We start from the raw sequence: 17917 nt of genomic DNA on the forward strand, positions 1-17917 counted from the left end.
TCCTGTTTCCTTCATTTCACGCTTCAGTGAGCGAATATCATCATAAACCGCCGAAGACATTTGAGATCATAAACGGCAAATCGACGAAGAATACGTTCACCTCTCCTTTTGCAACATAGTCAATACACACAGATAGCATTTTATTCACTTTTTGAAGGAGCTCAATATTCTGATAAATAGGTGAAAATCATCTCTGTATCGGTTTTAAGGCCGCAAAATGCATATTCATCCGCAAAAATACTGCTCTTATGATTTGTTATGCATAAACAACCTCGCTCTCACGTAACGGCGGTATATTCTGCATTTTCGTCAAATTCCATTCTATTAAATTGGTGATAACCTTCCTTTTACAGAGTTTATGTCTATCTCTTTCCGCGAACAACAATATAATTACCACAGTAAAACAGGACTCTTATGGAAAAATTATCTTACGCTTCTGAAAGTAGTACATCGCCCTGGACCACCTACCTGCGCCAAATCGATCGCGTCGCGCCCTACCTGGGCGATCTCGCATACTGGATTGAAACGCTGCGCCACCCTAAACGTGCGCTAATTGTTGATATACCAGTACAAATGGATGACGGAACCATCCGTCATTTCGAAGGTTATCGCGTCCAGCACAATCTATCGCGTGGGCCGGGTAAAGGGGGGATTCGCTACCATCCGGATGTGGATCTGAATGAGGTGATGGCGCTTTCCGCCTGGATGACCATCAAGTGCGCGGCTGTCAATATTCCTTATGGTGGTGCGAAAGGCGGTATCCGCGTCGATCCGTTCTCATTATCAGAAGGTGAACTGGAACGTCTTACCCGCCGCTATACCAGCGAGATCGGCATCATCATCGGCCCGCAAAAAGATATCCCGGCGCCAGATGTCGGCACCAACGGCAAAGTAATGGCCTGGATGATGGATACTTACTCCATGAATCACGGTACCACCATCACTGGCGTGGTGACGGGTAAACCTATCCATCTCGGTGGCTCCCTCGGCCGGGAAAAAGCCACCGGTCGCGGCGTATTCGTCACCGGACGTGAAGTCGCGCGCCGCAGCGGTATCGAAATTGAAGGCGCGAAAGTGGCGCTGCAAGGTTTTGGTAACGTCGGTAGTGAAGCCGCTCGTCTGTTTGCTGACGTCGGCGCACGCATCGTCGTCATTCAGGACCATACGGCGACACTGTTTAACGAGGGTGGCATTGATATGACCGCGTTGACCGCCTGGCAGGCTGAGAACAAGCAAATTGCCGGTTTCCCGGGGGCACGTGAAATTGCGAAAGAAGCGTTCTGGACCATGCCAATGGATATTCTGATCCCGGCGGCGCTGGAAGGCCAGATCACGCGTGAACGGGCGGAAATCATTAGCTGTAAACTGGTGCTCGAAGGCGCCAACGGCCCGACCTATCCGGAAGCCGATGACGTACTGGCTGAGCGCGGCATCGTGGTGGTGCCGGACGTAATCTGTAATGCCGGTGGCGTGACCGTCAGCTACTTCGAATGGGTGCAGGATATGGCCAGCTTCTTCTGGAGCGAAGAGGAGATCAACGCCAAAATGGACCGCATCATGACCGACGCTATCGTTCACGTGTACGAAAAAGCGGTTGAAAAAGCGTGCTCTTTACGTACCGCCGCCTATATTGTGGCCTGCGAACGGATCCTGATGGCGCGTAAAGATCGCGGCATTTATCCTGGATAACATTCCCATGATGAAGCTGATGACAAAACCGCATTAAATATTATGCCGCATTTCCGCCAGATAGCGGACCACCATTCAGTACGCGCTCCCCCGGTAAGCACGATTGACTGCGCCACCGGGGGAAACCGCAGCTTACGCCGTAATCTGATCCATCGCCTGCAACACGCGCTTGTCAGAAATCGGGTACGGCGTGCCGAGCTGTTGTGCAAAGTAGCTGACGCGCAGCTCCTCAATCATCCAGCGGATTTCTTTGACGTCGTCGTCATCACGGCGGGCTGGCGGCAGCTTGTTAATCCACTGCTGCCAGGCCTGCTGCACGCTTTCAATTTTCAGCATCTGCGCCCTGTCACGGTGCGGATCGACCGCCAGTTTCTCCAGCCGTTTTTCAATCGCCTGCAAATAGCGCAGCGTATCGCCGAGGCGCTTAAAGCCGTTGCCGGTGACAAAACCGCGATACACCAGCCCGCCCATTTGCGCTTTGATATCAGACAGCCCCAGCGCCATCGTCATATCCACGCGTCCTTTCAGACGTTTGTTGATCGTGAACACGGCGGTCAGGATCTGCTCGACCTGCTTCGCGATATCGACAACGGTGTCGTTCAGCTCGGCGCGCACCTTCTCATGCAGCGCGGCAAAAGCCTCTTCCGTCCATACCGGGCCGCCATTGACGTCGATCAGCTTGTCCACGCCGCAGGAGATGCAGTCGTCAATCAACTCCAGCACTTTGCCATACGGGTTGAAGTACAGACCGAGCTTGGCTTTGTTCGGCAGCTTTTCGTGCAGATACTTAATCGGCGACGGAATATTCAGCAGCAGCAAGCGGCGTAAACCGCACCACATTGCCTGTTGCTGCTCCAGCGGATTGTCGAACAGCCTGATGGCGACGCTATCACGCTCATCTACCAGCGCTGGCCACGCCTTCACTTTGTAATTGCCGCGTTTCTGCTCATAGCTTTCCGGCAACTGACCGAAACTCCAGATGTGCAGCCCACTCTGCTCGATGCCGTCATCAGCCACCGCCGAGAGCGTCTCCTGGACTTTCCCTTTCAGCGTATCCTTCAGATCGTGCAGAGAACGCCCTTCCTGCAACTTCTTGTTTTTGTCATCCACCACGCGGAAAGTGATCTTCAGATGATCGGGCACCTGATCCCAGTGCCAGTCTTCGCGATCTACCGTCACGCCGGTCATCCGCCGCAATTCGCGCTCCAGCGCATCCAGCAACGGTAGCTCCAGCGGCGTTACGCGACCCAAAAACGCTTCAGCATAGTTTGGCGCCGGAACAAAGTTCCGTCGTACCGGTTTCGGCAGCGATTTAATCAGCGCAATCACCAGCTCACGGCGCAGACCTAGAATTTGCCATTCAAACCCGGACTCTTCCACCTGGTTTAACAACGGAAGCGGGATATGGACGGTGACGCCGTCGGCGTCGGCGCCCGGTTCAAACTGATAGCTCAGCCGCAGCTTAAGATTTCCCTGGTGCCAGAAGTTCGGGTAATCCAGCTTGCTGATTTTTTCCGCGCCCTCTTTGATGAGCATACTCTTTTCAAAGTTGAGCAGATCCGGCGTTTCACGGCTGACTTTTTTCCACCAGTTGTCGAAGTGGCGCGCGGAGATCACGTCATGACTGATGCGCTGGTCGTAGAATTCAAACAGCGTCTCATCATCGACCAGAATGTCGCGACGGCGCGATTTATGCTCCAGTTCTTCCACTTCCGCACGCAGCTTCAGGTTGTCGCGGAAGAAGGCGTGGCGCGTCTGCCAGTCGCCCTCTACCAGCGCATGACGAATAAACAACTCGCGACACAGCGCCGGGTCGATCTGGCTGTAATTCACCTTACGCGCGGCCACTATCGGCAGACCGTACACGGTCACTTTCTCCGTCGCCATCACCGCGCCCTGCGCCCGTTCCCAGTGCGGCTCGCTGTAAGAACGCTTAATCAGGTGCTGGGCAACCGGTTCCACCCACTCGGGATCGATGCGCGCCGCAATGCGCCCCCACAGGCGGCTGGTTTCCACCAGTTCTGCAACCATCGCCCACTTCGGCGGCTTCTTGAACAAACCGGAACCCGGGAAGATGGAGAAACGGGCGTTACGCGCGCCGGTATACTCCTGCTTGTCGGCATCTTTCATCCCGATATGCGACAGCAGCCCGGTCAGCAGCGCGATATGCACTTCACGGTATTGCGCCGGTTCGCTGTTTACCGGAATACCCAGCTCTTTCACCACCTGGCGCAATTGGGTGTAGATATCCTGCCATTCGCGCACGCGCAGATAGTTCAGGTAATCAGTGCGGCACAGGCGGCGGAACTGGTTTGACGACAGCGCTTTCTGCTGCTCGCCGAGGTAATTCCACAGATTCACAAAGGCGAGGAAGTCAGACTCTTTATCATGGAAACGACGGTGTTTCTCATCGGACGCCTGCTGTTTATCCATCGGGCGCTCACGCGGGTCCTGAATAGACAGCGCGGAGGTGATGATCATCGCCTCACGCACGCAGCCGTGTTTCTGCGCTTCCAGCACCATCCGCGCCAGACGCGGGTCTACCGGCAGCTGCGACAACTGGCGTCCTGAAGGCGTCAGTTTATAAGCCGTTTGCTGCTCATCGGTCGTAATCGCCCCAAGCTCTTCCAGCAGACGCACGCCGTCCTGAATGTTGCGTTTATCCGGCGCTTCAACAAACGGGAATGCGGCGATATCGCCCAGCCCCAGCGCCGTCATTTGCAAAATAACCGAAGCCAGGTTGGTACGCAGAATCTCCGGGTCGGTAAATTCCGGGCGCGACAGGAAGTCATCTTCCGAATACAGGCGGATGCAGATCCCTTCCGACACACGTCCACAGCGGCCTTTACGCTGGTTAGCGGAAGCCTGTGAAACCGGTTCAATCGGCAGCCGCTGCACTTTGGTACGGTAGCTGTAGCGACTGATGCGCGCAGTGCCGGGATCGATAACGTACTTAATGCCCGGTACGGTCAGCGAGGTTTCCGCCACGTTAGTCGCCAGCACGATGCGACGTCCGCTGTGCGACTGGAACACGCGGTTCTGCTCGCTGTTAGAGAGGCGTGCATACAGCGGCAGCACTTCCGTATGGCGCAAATTGAGTTTATTGAGCGCATCGGCGGTATCGCGGATTTCACGCTCGCCGCTCATGAAGATCAGGATATCGCCGGGACTTTCACGCCCCAGTTCATCCACCGCGTCAAAAATCGCCTGAAGCTGATCGCGCTCGGTATCGTCCGCTTCTTCGACAATCGGACGATAGCGCACTTCAACCGGGTACGTTCTGCCGGAAACTTCAATGATCGGCGCATGGTTAAAATGACGCGAGAAGCGCTCCGGGTCGATGGTCGCGGAGGTGATGATGATTTTCAGATCCGGGCGACGCGGCAACAGCTCTTTCAGGTAGCCAAGCAGAAAGTCGATATTCAGGCTGCGCTCATGCGCTTCATCAATGATGATGGTGTCGTACTGCATCAGCAGCCTGTCCTGCTGGATTTCCGCCAGCAGGATACCGTCCGTCATCAGCTTGACCATCGTGTTGTCGCTGACGCGATCGCTGAAACGGACTTTATAACCGATGCAGCCGCCCGGTTCCGTTTGCAACTCTTCGGCAATACGGTTGGCAACGGTTCGCGCCGCCAGACGACGCGGCTGCGTATGGCCGATCAGCCCTTTAATACCGCGCCCCAGCTCCATACAAATTTTCGGCAACTGCGTGGTTTTACCCGAACCGGTCTCCCCCGCCACAATCACCACCTGGTGGTTGCGTACGGCTTCGAGAATTTCTTGTTTTTTCTGGCTGACCGGCAGGTTTTGCGGATAGGTGATATCCGGCCGGGCGGCTTCGCGCAGCAGGACTCTCCCTGCCGCATGGTTAATTTCTTGCGCCATCTCCTGAAGAATCGCCTGTTGGGCTTCAGGATTTTTAACCTTCTTCACCCCATGCAGGCGACGAGCAAAGCGTGACTTATCGCGCAACATCAGGCCATCAAGCTGCTTCTGGATCTGTAAGAAGGTGAATTTTTGTTGTTCGGTCATAGCGTTATCGGGCAGTATGCCGCCGGAAAAAATCTCTTTTAAAATAGTGCGCCAGCGTACCATATCCGCGCATTTTGTGCCTTATTCAAAAATATTGAATAGTGAGTTCGATTTATTGCGCTTTCTCTGTGGCATGATTGTGAATACAGTGTCAACAAGCACCAGGGCATCGGCCCGTCTATCACATTAAAAAGGAAACACCCATGAGCAAAGTATTAGTTCTGAAATCCAGTATTCTGGCAGGGTACTCTCAGTCTGGTCAGTTGTCTGACTATTTTGTTGAACAATGGCGTGAAAAGCATGCGCAGGACGTGATCACCGTACGTGACCTGGCTGCAAACCCGATTCCGGTACTGGATGGTGAACTGGTGGGTGCTCTGCGTCCGAGCGATGCGCCGCTGACTCCGCGTCAGCAGGAAGCGCTGGCACTTTCTGACGAACTGATCGCTGAACTGCAGGCGAACGATGTGATTGTTATCGCCGCGCCGATGTACAACTTCAACATCCCGACTCAGTTGAAAAACTATTTCGACCTGGTGGCGCGCGCTGGCGTGACCTTCCGCTACACTGAAGCCGGCCCGGAAGGTCTGGTGAAAGGCAAACGCGCGGTGGTGGTCACCAGCCGCGGCGGTATCCATAAAGATACCCCAACCGATCTGGTCACGCCGTATCTGTCCACCTTCCTCGGCTTTATCGGTATCACCGACGTGAACTTCGTATTTGCGGAAGGCATCGCCTACGGCCCGGAAGTGGCGGCTAAAGCCCAGTCTGATGCGAAAGCGGCTATCGATAGCGTGGTTGCAGCATAAGATTTTCACTCCCACCGCCCGGTGGGAGTTACCTCCCCCAGTTCATCACGCCTTTACGTGTCACCTCGTAAAATCAACACTCGCTCCCACACGATAAAATTGCAACTTATACCATAGCGGCACTCCCCAAACCCGCACACATGCCGGTCACGGATGGCAAAATTTACCGTTGTTGAAAAACCATGGACAGGTACCATGTACACATACTGGTGTACATGGTACCTTAGCAAGGAGAGTTCTCGTGTGCCATGCCATTGAATTTATCGAAACGTCACTATTTACCCGCCAGATAAAACAGCTTGCCACCGATGATGAGCTGCGGGCACTACAGAGAACGCTCATCGGCGCCCCGGATACTGGCGATATCATCCAGAATACTGGTGGGCTACGAAAAATGAGAATGGCGACAGGTTTACAGGGAAAACGCGGCGGCATACGGGTGATTTATTTCCGGGCAACCCGCGAGATTATCTATCTGGTTCTGGCCTACCCGAAAAGCACCAAGGATAGCCTGACCGCAGTTGAAAAAGCCGAACTCAAAAAGTTGACCAGGCGACTAAAAAATGAGGTTTAAAATGGGTTATTTTGACGAGCTTAAAGCGTCTCTTGAAGAGGCCGTCGATATCAAAAACGGAAATAAAACACCTGCCCGGGTCGCTCGCTATGAGGTCGCTGATGTAAAGGCCATCAGAGCGCAGCTTAACATTTCCCAGGCTGAAATGGCGAAAGCGCTGGGAACCAGCGTGGATACCATTAAAAGCTGGGAGTCCAGGCGACGCAATCCGACAGGTCTGGCGGCAAAAGTGCTAGCGGTTATTCAGGACAACCCAGCGTTCTTTCACGAACTGGCCGGGCACTAATCGCTGAAGCCGACGCAGAGACCGCAACCGTTCCCCGCATTTGACAGTATGAACAGTTGCAGCGTCGAACGGTATGGAAGCCATCGCTGAGCTCAACGACGAATGCCACAGCGACGCCGGGCTGACAATTTTTCTGTCATAACCTCCCGCAACCGGATTTGAAAACAGCGTTCGGACGTAAGTTCTGTTGGGTCGCCATCGCGAAGCAGCGGCAGTAGCAGGCGGAACAGGCTGATAAATGTTTCATACATTGCATTCTGCTTCGTAAGATGCCAGCACTCTTCAATGCGGGCGCACAGTACCGCCAGAATATTTTTTGCATTCCGGATTGTCTGTTTTGCCCGGTGACGGCTAACGCCTTACCGGGCCTACTGGGCAGATGTCGCGCCACCCGCCAGACTTGTCGCCACTACCGCGGCCAGACCTGCGGAAATTCATCGGCGATCAGCGGCTCGCCGTCGCGTAAAGTCAGCCCCGGAAAGGGCGGCGATGTCACCCCGCCGCGGTCGGCAAAAGTGGCGTCGTCCCCTACCCAGCGCGCGGAAAAGACCCGTCGCGAACGAGCGGTTGAATTGCCGTTTGCACCGTGCAGCGTGCGGAAATGAAACGCCACCGCATCGCCTGGCTCCAGCGCCCAACTGACGATATCGTAATCTTCCTGATGGGCATCGATATCCGGCAGTTCTTTAAAGCGCGTGTGGGAATAGAGCTTTGAACCGTTAAACCGCGTCGGGCTGAACGCCTCATCCCACAGATGCGAACCGCGAATGCAGCGCAGCGAAATCTCCTCCGCCACCGGATCGAGCGGGATCCAGAAACTCACGTTCTGCCGCCCCTCCACGCAGTAATAGGGCTGATCGTGGTGCCATGGCGTCACCGTGCTGCCGCCGGGTTGTTTAACCAGCGTGTGTTCGTGGAAAAACCTCGCCGTCCGGGAACGCATCAGCGCCGCGGCGATTTCCGCCGCCGGAGAGTGAAACACAAAATCAGTAAACTCAGGGATCCGCGCCCAGTTGCAATAGTCCTGAAAAAACGGCGCCGAACCGTCCTTCGGGATTACCGTTCGCGCATGACCATATTCGCTGGGGTTCGCCATCAGTTCGGCGACGCCGTTCGACAGGCTCTCGACCCACGGCGTAAATACGCCTTTCAGTAACACCACGCCATCCGATTGCCAGAGGTCGATAGTCTGTTGATCAATACACGCAGAGTGCTGGTTTTGCATAGTCGCCATCCTGTGTTGATAAATCAGGTGAGAGAATCGTGAGGGTCGGCACGCATCCACGCGCACAGGTTTTTCAGCATAGCCATGCAGCTTTCAGCCTGTGCGATACTGAGATACTCGTCCGCCTTGTGGCCCTGTTCCATACTGCCCGGCCCGCAAATGAGCGTCGCGACGCCCGCCTCATCAAACAGGCCGCCTTCGGTACCGTAGGCCACCGTCGTGAAAGCGTCGTTACCGCACCATTGCGCCAGCCAGCGGGCAAAGTCTGACTGCGGATCGCTCAGCAGTCCCGGATAGTGGCTCAGCGGCTGGAAACGAATATCGCTGTTCAGGGCCACCTTACGCATCGCGGGAAGTAGCTGTTCGCTGGCATAAGCGTGCAACGCGTCGGTCACCCTCTGCGGATGCGTACCGGGTAAATAACGAATTTCAAAATCGAACCAGCAGGAGTGCGGAACGATATTCAGCGCGGAGCCGCCGTGGATGGTTCCCACCTGCAGCGTGCCTGATGGCGGCGAAAAGCGGCTATCCTGCTGCTGTGCCAGACTTTCACCCAGCGCATCCAGCCGGGTAATCAACTTCGCCGCATAGCTAATCGCATTGACCCCTTCCGGCGCGTAAGCCGAGTGACAGGCATGGCCTTCCACGCAGCAGCGCATGGCAAGCTTGCCTTTGTGCCCATAGACCGGGCGCATGTCTGTCGGCTCGCCGATAATGCACAGCGCCGGTTTTTCCGTCGACGCGCGTAAAAAATCCACCAGACTGCGCACGCCCAGACAACCCACTTCTTCATCATAGGAAAACGCCAGGTGCAGCGGCATTCGCAGCGGCGCGGCGAGAAATGCGTCCAGTGACGCCAGTACGCAGGCGATAAACCCTTTCATATCAGCACTGCCCCGGCCATAGTAACGCCCGTCACGCTCGGTGAGCGCAAACGGCGGCACCGTCCATGCCTGGCCGTCCACCGGCACCACGTCAGTATGACCAGAAAGCATCACGCCGCCGGGGCCAGACGGGCCGATGCAGGCATACAGATTCGCCTTGCGCCCTTCGTCATCATAAAACAGCTGAGACGTCACGCCGCGCTCGCGCAAAAAATCGGCGATGAAAGTAATCAGCGCCAGATTCGATTCGCGGCTGGTGGTATCAAACGCCAGCAAGCGTCCGAGGATCTCACGCAGGCGACTACTCATCGCCCGGTACGCCATAAGATGGCGCTTCGCGTGGGTCCAGAGCGCGGGTAATATAAGCTTCCATTTGCGGTTCATACGCCACCCACAGCGCCGCCAGTTCCGCCACCGGATTCTCTTCAGCCCAGTCCACGCGTAAATCCACAACCGGCCAGGCGTAATCTTCCACAATCTTCAGCGCTGCGGAGTGTTCCGGCCCGGCTTCGCCCCCCGCATCAATTCCCGCCTGCAAAGCGGCAATCAACCGGCTGGCCAGTTCGCCCGTTGCGCTTTCAAATGCTGTCGTCATGGCACGAACGACCTGCGGATTCGCCAGCATATTGCCCGCCGCCACGCAGTTCTCGCCCTGCGCGACCTGCCATGTTCCCAGCGTATGCTCGCCGCTGAAAACGGCGCTTTCGCCGCTGGCGTCGATCACCGTAACCTGGCGATAGTCGCTGAACCGATCGTCGCCTAACGCTTGCTTCAGCGCCTGTTCAGAAGAGCGCCCCGCTTCCATCCCGGCGAGGATCTGCGGGCCAAGCGCGGGCAGCGTGATGTTCTGGCTGGATACCGCGCCCACGCCCGCCTGCAGCCACGGGCAGCGGGCGCCGACGGCAATGCTGGATGAGCTAATCGCAATACCCAGTTGTCCTGATTCCGGGCACAGCGCAGAGATAGAAATCGTCATTATGCCTCCTTTTCATTCCAGTCATCGGGGATCACCGCCGTAACATCGATCTCCATCAGCCACTGCGGCTGGGCGAGGGCTGATACCACCACGCCGGTCGATATCGGAAACACGCCTTTAAGCCATTTGCCCACTTCCTGATACACCGGCTCGCGATAGCGCGGATCAATCAGGTAGGTGGTGGTTTTAACGATATGCGTCAGATCGCTTCCGGCCTCTTCCAGCAACTGTTTGACGTTTTTCATCGCCTGTTCCGCCTGGGCGCGAGGGTCGCCGAGTCCGACCAGATTACCGGCAAAATCGGTGCCCACCTGACCGCGAACATAGACGGTATTTCCTGCGCGTACCGCCTGGCACAGATCGTTGTTGAGTGTCTGATTCGGGTAAGTCTCTTTGGTGTTGAACATCCGGATACGGGTATGTGTTGGCATATTTTGCCTCCTCAAATCAGGCGTTAGACGAAGGTTGGTAATGTTGATACTGGCGCTGAATAGCGATTTGGTCGGCGATATATTTCGCATCGTGCCAGACGCCCCAGATAAAGGTTGAACCACGACGGGAAAGCCACGGCAGCCCGAGGAAATAGACGCCGGGTTCGCTGGAGACGCCGCGATGGTGCTGCGGACGCTGTTGCTCATTAAAGGCGTTCACTTTCAGCCAGCGATAATCGGTGGTGTAGCCGGTTGCCCAGATGATGCAGCTGATACCCGCTTTTGCCAGGTCGAGTTCGGATAGCGGCCGGGTCAGGCAATCGGGATCGGGCAGGAAGAACCGCGCTTCCGGCTCTTCCGGCAACGACAATCCGTTGCGGGCAATATAGTCATCCGCGGCGTCAAGCAGCGCCAGATAGGAGGCGTCGCCCTGGCGAATGTTGTCCGCCAGATCGTCGCGGAAGACGGCTTTGCCATCCTTAAAGCTCTGTGTTTGCCCGACCAGCGTAATTCCCTGGTGCGCCAGTTGGCGAAAGTCAACGGTATTGCCGCCATGTGCGCCGCTGACCGCAATCGTCACATGCTCCTTGCCGGGCTGATTCGCCGCCGCATCCCACAGCCCTAATACCCCCAGCCACCAGCAAAAATCGCGCTGACGGTAGCGCCGCGGCGGCCGGTCATGCGCGCCGACGGAGAGCCACACGTCGCGCCCCGCCCGCCGGAGTTCATCGGCGATTTGTACCCCGGAAGAGCCCGCGCCGACCACCAGCACACCGCCTTCCGGGATCTGCTGCGGGTTGAAATAGTGTGCGGAATGAATTTGATGTACCGCGCTATCCTGCGGAGCGATAGCCGGGATCACCGGGCGCTGGAACGGTCCGGTGGCGGCGACAATACGCTGCGCTTCGATTGTTCCCTGCGAGGTTTCCACACGAAAGCCCGGACGTCCATTTAAGCGTTCTGCGCTAAAGACTTCGACGCCGGTCTGGATCGGGGCGTTAAACGTGTTGGCGTAAGCAACAAAATAGTCGGCGATCTGCTCTTTGGCGACAAAGCTGTCGGCGTCACAGCCGGGAAACGTCATGCCAGGAAATCGATCGTGCCAGGCCGGGCCATTAGCGACCAGCGAATCCCAGCGGCCGCTGCGCCAGGCCTCAGCGATGCGTTTTTTTTCCAGCACCAAATGGGGAATACCGTGATGCGTCAGATGCTCGCTCATGGCGACGCCTGCCTGTCCCGCCCCCACCACCAGGGTATCGATTTCTGTAATCTGCTCTGTCATGTGTGTGTCCTTCAAGCACGGTTGTCCGACTAAGGCGTCGGAATTGACAGAACTCAGGTTAAGTAAGTGTGATGAAATGGTAAAATATTATAAAACGATCGTCTGAATAGAAATTTATGAGGCTAAATAAGACAACAAAAAATAACGTCAGACTCAGATACACTCAATTATCAGGACTGATGCGGCGTTAATTCAATGCTGCGACAATAATCCATAAATAGCTGCGTCGGGCGCGTGGGTTCATTATTCGCAAGATGCGCCATAATTAATGTTGACGCCGGCATATCATCCGCAATATCCACTTGCACCAGTCTTTCGCCATCATAAGTCATATCACACAGCGGACGGGTGACCAGTACCGAAAAGCCCAATCCCTGACCGACCATGCAACGCACCATTTCAATTGACGGTGAACTATAGGCGACTTCCGGGTGATAACCTTTCTCTTTAAATATGGAGACAAAATAGTTTTTGCTGGGTACCGCATCGAGCAAAATCATCGGTTCCCGGCTTAATTCCTGTAACGTGACGCTTTTTTTCTGCGCCAGCGGATGAGACGCGGGTAGCAAAGCATAGGGCTTATGCGGGGCATTAAGCAGTTCTTTGTGAATAGAGTGGCCTAATTCCAGATCATAAACCAGCGCCAGATCGAACCGGCCCCGATGCAAACCGTGCATCAGCTCATGCTGTTCGCCATCGTACAGTTGCAGGTTGATTCCGGGATACATTTTTTTAAACCCCGCCACCAGTTTCGGCATATACAGCGGTGCGACGGATTCGAAACAGCCGACGGCAATCGTCCCGGAGACCAGATCCTTATCCGCTCGCGAATTCTGTTCAAACTCATAGGACAACCGCAGCAGTTCTTTCGCTTTATCGTAGAAGCGCCGGCCGCTTGAGGTCAGCGAGACCCCCTGCGCATGGTGGCGGATAAATAGCTGTTGATCGAAGGTGCTTTCAAGGTTTTTGATCGCAATTGAGATCGACGGCTGGGCAATATGCAGCTGACGAGAAGCCTCGGCGATACTCTCCGTTTCCACCACGGTAACGAAATATTTAAGCTGTTTGAGCGTAAATCGGTTCATAGCCTCACCATTGATAAAATATGGCCTTAGCCCCAAAGGGCTTAGTTTTTCGATAAGCAACCTGCAAGCATCGTGCCATGCAATTTTCGCGTTAAAAAATGCATGAACAGTCACTAACGCTATTTATTCGCCTGTTGTTCCTCAGATGAAATGTGCCCACTTGCACCACCACAAGCCACGATGCACCTTATTTGTTCACGCCACGCCCCAATATTGCGCAAATCACCATTCCATCGTTAATTATGTTTAAAAATAACAGCAATTGTTTTTAAGTTGTTTTAGTGGTGTTTCGTATTAATTGCGTTAAATTCCCTGCGGTTAATATCGCTGTATAGTTTTTTTAAACTTAAAGGCCAAAAATTTACTAATTGCCTACAGGAGAAAACTGCCAGCATAGTGTTATTGCAAGATGACCTTCGGCGCTGCCCCCTTTTAGCACATTATTCGCGTAGCGGGAGCGTCGTAATTTCCGTTAATTATGGCGAGTGAAATAGCCCATGACGTTTAACTGGAACTATATGTTTAGCCTGCTCAGCGATGTCGACTTTTGGCAGGCCACCTGGACCGTCATCAAATTAAGTTTGCTGACCTGGGCTTTCAGTATTGTGCTGGGATTTATTCTGGCGCTGGCTAAACAATCTCCGCGCAAGCTGCTTAATGCCCCTGCCCGCCTCTATATCTGGCTGTTCCGCAGCATGCCGCTACTGGTGCTGTTGATTTTTGTCTACAACATGCCGCAGGCGTTGCCGTCATTCGCCCCGGTGCTGAACGACCCGTTCTGGGCCGGGCTGCTGGCGATGGTGCTGAGCGAAGCCGCCTATATTGCGGAAATTCATCGCGGCGGACTGCTGTCAATTCCAAAGGGACAGAGCGAAGCCGCCCGGGCGCTCGGACTGCGCTATGCCGGCATCCAGTGGCGAGTGGTGATCCCGCAGGCGCTGCGCGTCGCGCTGCCTGCTCTGGCTAATGAGTATATCGCCATCGTCAAGCTCAGTTCGCTGGTATCGGTTATCTCCCTGACGGAGATCTTAATGGTCGGCCAGCGTCTCTATTCGCAGAACTTCCTGGTGATGGAGACCATGGCGGCGGTGGCGTTTTACTACATCCTGATCGTTACCGTCTTCGATTTCCTGCTTAAGCGCCTGGAAAGCTGGCTTGATGTTACCCAGCGTAAAACCACGCGCCCGGTGGATGCGGAAATGCTGCAACTGGCGACGGCCCGACGTCCGGCAATGGCGCGCAGCGTTAGCGTCCCACAGGCACCGGCGCTACAGGCCTCCAGGCTGCACAAAGCCTATAACAATGTCGAAGTGCTGGGCGCGGTCAGTCTGCAAATTCAGGCGGGCGAAGTGGTCTCCGTTATCGGCCCTTCCGGTTCCGGAAAAACAACGTTAATTCGCCTGCTGAATGGCCTTGAGCAGATAGATAACGGTGAGATCAACATTAACGGTCAACCGTTTATTCATCTGGATCGCCACGGGCAGCAGAAACCGCGCTTTATGGAGAACGCCGAACATCGCCAGAACATCGGTATGGTATTCCAGAGCTTCAACCTGTTCCCGCATCTGACGGTGTTCGGCAACCTGTTGCTGGCGCCTCGCTATCACCATCTGGCCAGCGAAGCGGAGCTCAAACAGCACGCCTGCGAGCTGCTGCATAAAGTCGGTATGCTGGAGCATGCGTGGAAGTATCCGCATCAGCTTTCCGGCGGCCAGCAGCAGCGGGTAGCAATTGCCCGCGCCTTAATGATGCGTCCGCAAATTATGCTGTTTGATGAACCCACTTCGGCGCTGGACCCGGAAAAAGTTAACGAGGTTCTGCAGGTTATCGAATCGCTCGCCCATGAAGGCATCACCATGGTTATCGTCACCCATGAGATGAATTTCGCCTTCAAAGTTTCCGACCGGATTGTATTTATGGAAAAAGGACGCGTGGTCTGCGACGACACGCCCCAGGCATTGCGCGACGGTCAGCATCCGCGCGTGGATGCTTTCCTGAAAGATGTCTCTTTGGCTTAACGCCTCTGTTACCGAAAGGAGAAAATAATGATCGCCCAGTGGCAAATCGAACAGTTTCATCAGCAAGGTTTTCTGGTTGTCGAAGATGTGTTTTCCGCGGAAGACATCGCGCTGTTACAGGCCGATTTCGACGCCTGGGTCGAAGAGAGTCGGCAACATAGCGAAGCCTGGGGCGAGACCCTGGACGGTCGCCCGCGTTTCGATATTGAAAGCGACCATGCGGCAGATCATCCCTCTCTGCGTCGGGTCAGTTCGCCCACAGAGATTTCTGCCGCCTACCGCCACGCCGCTCTGGAATCAAAAATGGCGGCGATTGCCGGTCAGCTTATCGGCGGCAGCGGCACCCGGTTCCACCACAGCAAGATTAACTCCAAGCTGCCGCACACCGCCACGCAGGTGAAATGGCATCAGGATTTCCTGTTTACCCCGCACAGCAACGACGACATCATCACCGCCCTGCTGATGGTCAGCGACGTGACGCCGGAAAACGGTCCGCTCAATGTGGTGCCCGGTAGTCATCACGGGCCGCTGTGGTCCCACTGGCAAAATGATCGTTTTACCGGCTCCGTGGACGAGACGGTTGAAGCGGCCCACTGTCAGCAGCCTCAGGCCTGTTTCGGTCCATCGGGCTCGGTGTGTTTTATGCACACCCGCCTGCTCCACGCCTCCAGTCCCAATGCAACCGACCTGCCGCGTACGCTGTTTATCAGCGTTTATGCGGCAGAAGATGCTCTGCCGTATGGCGAAAATCCGTTGCCCAGCATTCATACCGGACTGTTGGTTGCGGGTACAGAGAGCGGCCTGGTGCGCAGTACCGTTAATCATTTACGCCTGCCGCAAAAACCACGCGGCGCATCCTTTTTCGTCCAGCAGGCCGGTATCGATCGCGCCAGCATGTAATTTGCCCACTCTTTGGAGGTTGTATGAAACGTTTTAATGCTTTGCGTCCTGCCGCCCTGTTCCTGTGCGCCGCCGGCGCCCTGACGTCTTTTAGCGCGCTGGCCTTCCAGCAGCCGGGGAAAATCACCGCCGGTTCAGATATGACCTTTTTCCCGTATGAATATATGGAAAATAACAAGCCTGCCGGGTTCGATATCGAATTTCTGGCCGGGCTGGCGAAAACCATGGGTCGCGAGGCGGTGAATATTGATACCCGTTTTCCGAATTTAATTCCGGGATTACAAGGCGGACGTTTCGATATCACCAACTCGTCGATGTATATCACCGCCGCGCGTCTGAAAGTTATCGACATGGTGCCCTATCTGAAGAGCGGCGAAGCGATCCTCGCCCTGAAAGGCAGCGCCTATCAGCCGAAAACGCCGGAAGAATTTTGCGGCCACAAAATTGGTTCAATGGGCGCCACCTCATGGCTGGCGCAGTTACAAAAGCTGTCGGCGGATTATTGCGTGAAAAAGGGCCTGAAGCCGATTGCGCTCAGCGAATATACCACCGATCCGCAAACGACCCAGGCGCTGCTGTCGCGAGCGGTGGAAGCGCAAATTACCGATGCGGCGGTGGCGCGCGGCGTCATTGATAAACTCGGCGATCGGGTGGTTATCTCCTCTAAGACGCTGATTTATCCGGTGCTTAATGGCTTTGGCGTGAAAAAAGGCAATAGTGAAGTGAAAACGGCGCTGGAGGAAGGGCTGAAAAAATTCAGCGCTACGCCGGAATACGCCGCGCTGCTGAAGAAATATAACTTCCAGGCGCCGACGGCAGAGGATCTGAAAACTCTGATGCCAACAGCGGAGTAATCATATGGCCTGGTCTCATGAAGAACAGATGCGTATCGACCTGGCGGCGACCTTTCGCATTATCGCTCACCTCGGGATGCACGAGGCGGTAGCCAACCACTTTAGCGCGGCGGTGTCGGCGGACGGTAAAAAGTTCCTGCTGAACCCAAAGTGGAAGCATTTTTCACGCATCCGCGCCAGCGATCTGCTGCTGCTGGATGCCGATGATGAAACCTGCGCCCAACGTGCGGATGTCGACGCCACCGCGTGGGCGATTCACGGGCAAATCCATCAGCGGCTGCCGGAAGTACGGGTAGTGTTGCATCTGCATCCGGTTTATACCACCAGCATCGCATGCCTGGCGACGCCGCATATCCCGCCGATCGATCAGAATACGGCGCGCTATTTCAACCGTATCGCCGTCGATACCTTATATGGCGGCATGGCCGATACCACGGCGGAAGGGGCGCGACTGGCCGCGCTGCTGGCCGATAAGCGCCGCCTGCTGATGGGCAATCACGGCGTGCTGGTCACCGCGTCATCTATTGGCGAAGCTTTCGACGATATCTGGACGCTGGAGCGCGCCTGTCAGATTCTGGTGACCGCATGGTCAACGGGACAGCCGCTGAAGATATTGTCTGACGCGGTGGCGGAGAAGACCGCCCGTGACTGGGAAGGCATTGCGGATTTCTCCCGCCAGCACTTCGAGGAGATGAAGCAGATAATGATCGACGCCGATCCGTCATTGCTGGATTAGCATCAGGCAATACCCGCAGTTAAGCCAGTAACTGCGGTTTTTATGCGGGTTCGTCGTTTACCTGAGTACCCAAAATGATGAAGAACCAAGAGAGGCGACATGATTTGACTGAAACACATCAGCCAATGAGCAA

Annotated in this window: 15 protein-coding genes and 2 pseudogenes; 8 read left to right on the forward strand and 9 right to left on the reverse strand. The window is 55.3% G+C overall.

Annotated features, from left to right (window positions below; genetic code table 11):
* The first annotated feature begins 414 nt into the window (after nucleotides 1-414).
* The gene (locus tag FN037_RS08700) at nucleotides 415-1689 is read left to right on the forward strand and encodes a Glu/Leu/Phe/Val family dehydrogenase (protein ID WP_142502024.1); all 1275 of its coding nucleotides are present in this window, start codon (nucleotides 415-417) and stop codon (nucleotides 1687-1689) included.
* Between the two features lie 132 nt (nucleotides 1690-1821).
* Here FN037_RS08700 and hrpA read toward each other — a convergent pair whose 3' ends face one another.
* Nucleotides 1822-5724, reverse strand: a complete 3903-nt coding sequence (gene hrpA, locus FN037_RS08705) for an ATP-dependent RNA helicase HrpA (protein ID WP_142502419.1) — start codon at nucleotides 5722-5724, stop codon at nucleotides 1822-1824.
* A gap of 203 nt (nucleotides 5725-5927) precedes the next feature.
* Between hrpA and azoR the strand changes: the two genes are divergently transcribed.
* From azoR to nadS, 3 genes are all read left to right on the forward strand, one after another.
* On the forward strand, nucleotides 5928-6533 hold the full coding sequence (azoR, locus tag FN037_RS08710; protein ID WP_138362741.1) for an FMN-dependent NADH-azoreductase: 606 nt from the start codon (nucleotides 5928-5930) through the stop codon (nucleotides 6531-6533).
* Nucleotides 6534-6774: 241 nt separating this feature from the next.
* A complete protein-coding gene (locus tag FN037_RS08715) occupies nucleotides 6775-7107 on the forward strand; it encodes a type II toxin-antitoxin system RelE/ParE family toxin (RefSeq protein WP_142502025.1) in 333 nt (110 codons plus the stop codon).
* A gap of 1 nt (nucleotide 7108) precedes the next feature.
* Entirely contained in the window at nucleotides 7109-7393 is a 285-nt protein-coding gene (gene nadS, locus FN037_RS08720) for a NadS family protein (RefSeq protein ID WP_138362802.1), read from the forward strand.
* On the opposite strand, the pseudogene FN037_RS24580 reads toward nadS, so the two are convergent.
* From FN037_RS24580 to FN037_RS08760, 8 genes and pseudogenes are all read right to left on the reverse strand, one after another.
* A pseudogene (locus FN037_RS24580) lies at nucleotides 7392-7502 on the reverse strand (GFA family protein); the annotation flags it as partial. The gene nadS and the pseudogene FN037_RS24580 sit on opposite strands and share 2 nt — an antisense overlap.
* 40 nt (nucleotides 7503-7542) lie before the next feature.
* A pseudogene (locus FN037_RS24585) lies at nucleotides 7543-7698 on the reverse strand (phenylacetic acid degradation operon negative regulatory protein PaaX); the annotation flags it as partial.
* A gap of 104 nt (nucleotides 7699-7802) precedes the next feature.
* A complete protein-coding gene (locus FN037_RS08735) occupies nucleotides 7803-8618 on the reverse strand; it encodes a phytanoyl-CoA dioxygenase family protein (RefSeq protein ID WP_138362739.1) in 816 nt (271 codons plus the stop codon).
* 23 nt (nucleotides 8619-8641) lie between these two features.
* Nucleotides 8642-9811, reverse strand: coding sequence for an acetylornithine deacetylase (gene argE, locus FN037_RS08740; protein ID WP_142502026.1), 1170 nt, complete (start codon nucleotides 9809-9811; stop codon nucleotides 8642-8644).
* Entirely contained in the window at nucleotides 9804-10478 is a 675-nt protein-coding gene (locus FN037_RS08745; RefSeq protein ID WP_142502027.1) for a DUF1028 domain-containing protein, read from the reverse strand. Before FN037_RS08745 ends, argE begins: the two co-directional genes overlap by 8 nt.
* On the reverse strand, nucleotides 10478-10909 hold the full coding sequence (locus FN037_RS08750; protein ID WP_138362736.1) for a RidA family protein: 432 nt from the start codon (nucleotides 10907-10909) through the stop codon (nucleotides 10478-10480). Before FN037_RS08750 ends, FN037_RS08745 begins: the two co-directional genes overlap by 1 nt.
* A 16-nt stretch (nucleotides 10910-10925) precedes the next feature.
* Nucleotides 10926-12191, reverse strand: coding sequence for an NAD(P)/FAD-dependent oxidoreductase (locus tag FN037_RS08755; RefSeq protein ID WP_142502028.1), 1266 nt, complete (start codon nucleotides 12189-12191; stop codon nucleotides 10926-10928).
* Nucleotides 12192-12361: 170 nt separating this feature from the next.
* Entirely contained in the window at nucleotides 12362-13276 is a 915-nt protein-coding gene (locus FN037_RS08760) for a LysR family transcriptional regulator (RefSeq protein ID WP_138362734.1), read from the reverse strand.
* 497 nt (nucleotides 13277-13773) lie between these two features.
* Here FN037_RS08760 and FN037_RS08765 point away from each other — a divergent pair, with 497 nt between their 5' ends.
* Genes FN037_RS08765 through FN037_RS08780 form a run of 4 tightly spaced genes read left to right on the forward strand, consistent with a single transcriptional unit; the run spans nucleotide 13774 to nucleotide 17784 of the window.
* Nucleotides 13774-15294 carry an amino acid ABC transporter permease/ATP-binding protein gene (locus FN037_RS08765; RefSeq protein ID WP_142502029.1) on the forward strand — a complete coding sequence of 507 codons (1521 nt, stop codon included), beginning with the start codon at nucleotides 13774-13776 and terminating at the stop codon, nucleotides 15292-15294.
* Nucleotides 15295-15321: 27 nt separating this feature from the next.
* Nucleotides 15322-16194 (forward strand): phytanoyl-CoA dioxygenase family protein, encoded by an 873-nt coding sequence (locus FN037_RS08770; RefSeq protein WP_138362732.1) that lies wholly within the window; start codon nucleotides 15322-15324, stop codon nucleotides 16192-16194.
* Nucleotides 16195-16217: 23 nt separating this feature from the next.
* On the forward strand, nucleotides 16218-17048 hold the full coding sequence (locus FN037_RS08775; protein WP_138362731.1) for a transporter substrate-binding domain-containing protein: 831 nt from the start codon (nucleotides 16218-16220) through the stop codon (nucleotides 17046-17048).
* 4 nt (nucleotides 17049-17052) lie between these two features.
* Complete coding sequence (locus FN037_RS08780; RefSeq protein WP_142502030.1) at nucleotides 17053-17784, forward strand: class II aldolase and adducin N-terminal domain-containing protein; 732 nt, start codon at nucleotides 17053-17055, stop codon at nucleotides 17782-17784.
* Nucleotides 17785-17917 lie beyond the last annotated feature (133 nt).

Source organism: Klebsiella sp. 2680 (assembly GCF_900198535.1).
Taxonomy (GTDB): domain Bacteria; phylum Pseudomonadota; class Gammaproteobacteria; order Enterobacterales; family Enterobacteriaceae; genus Klebsiella; species Klebsiella indica.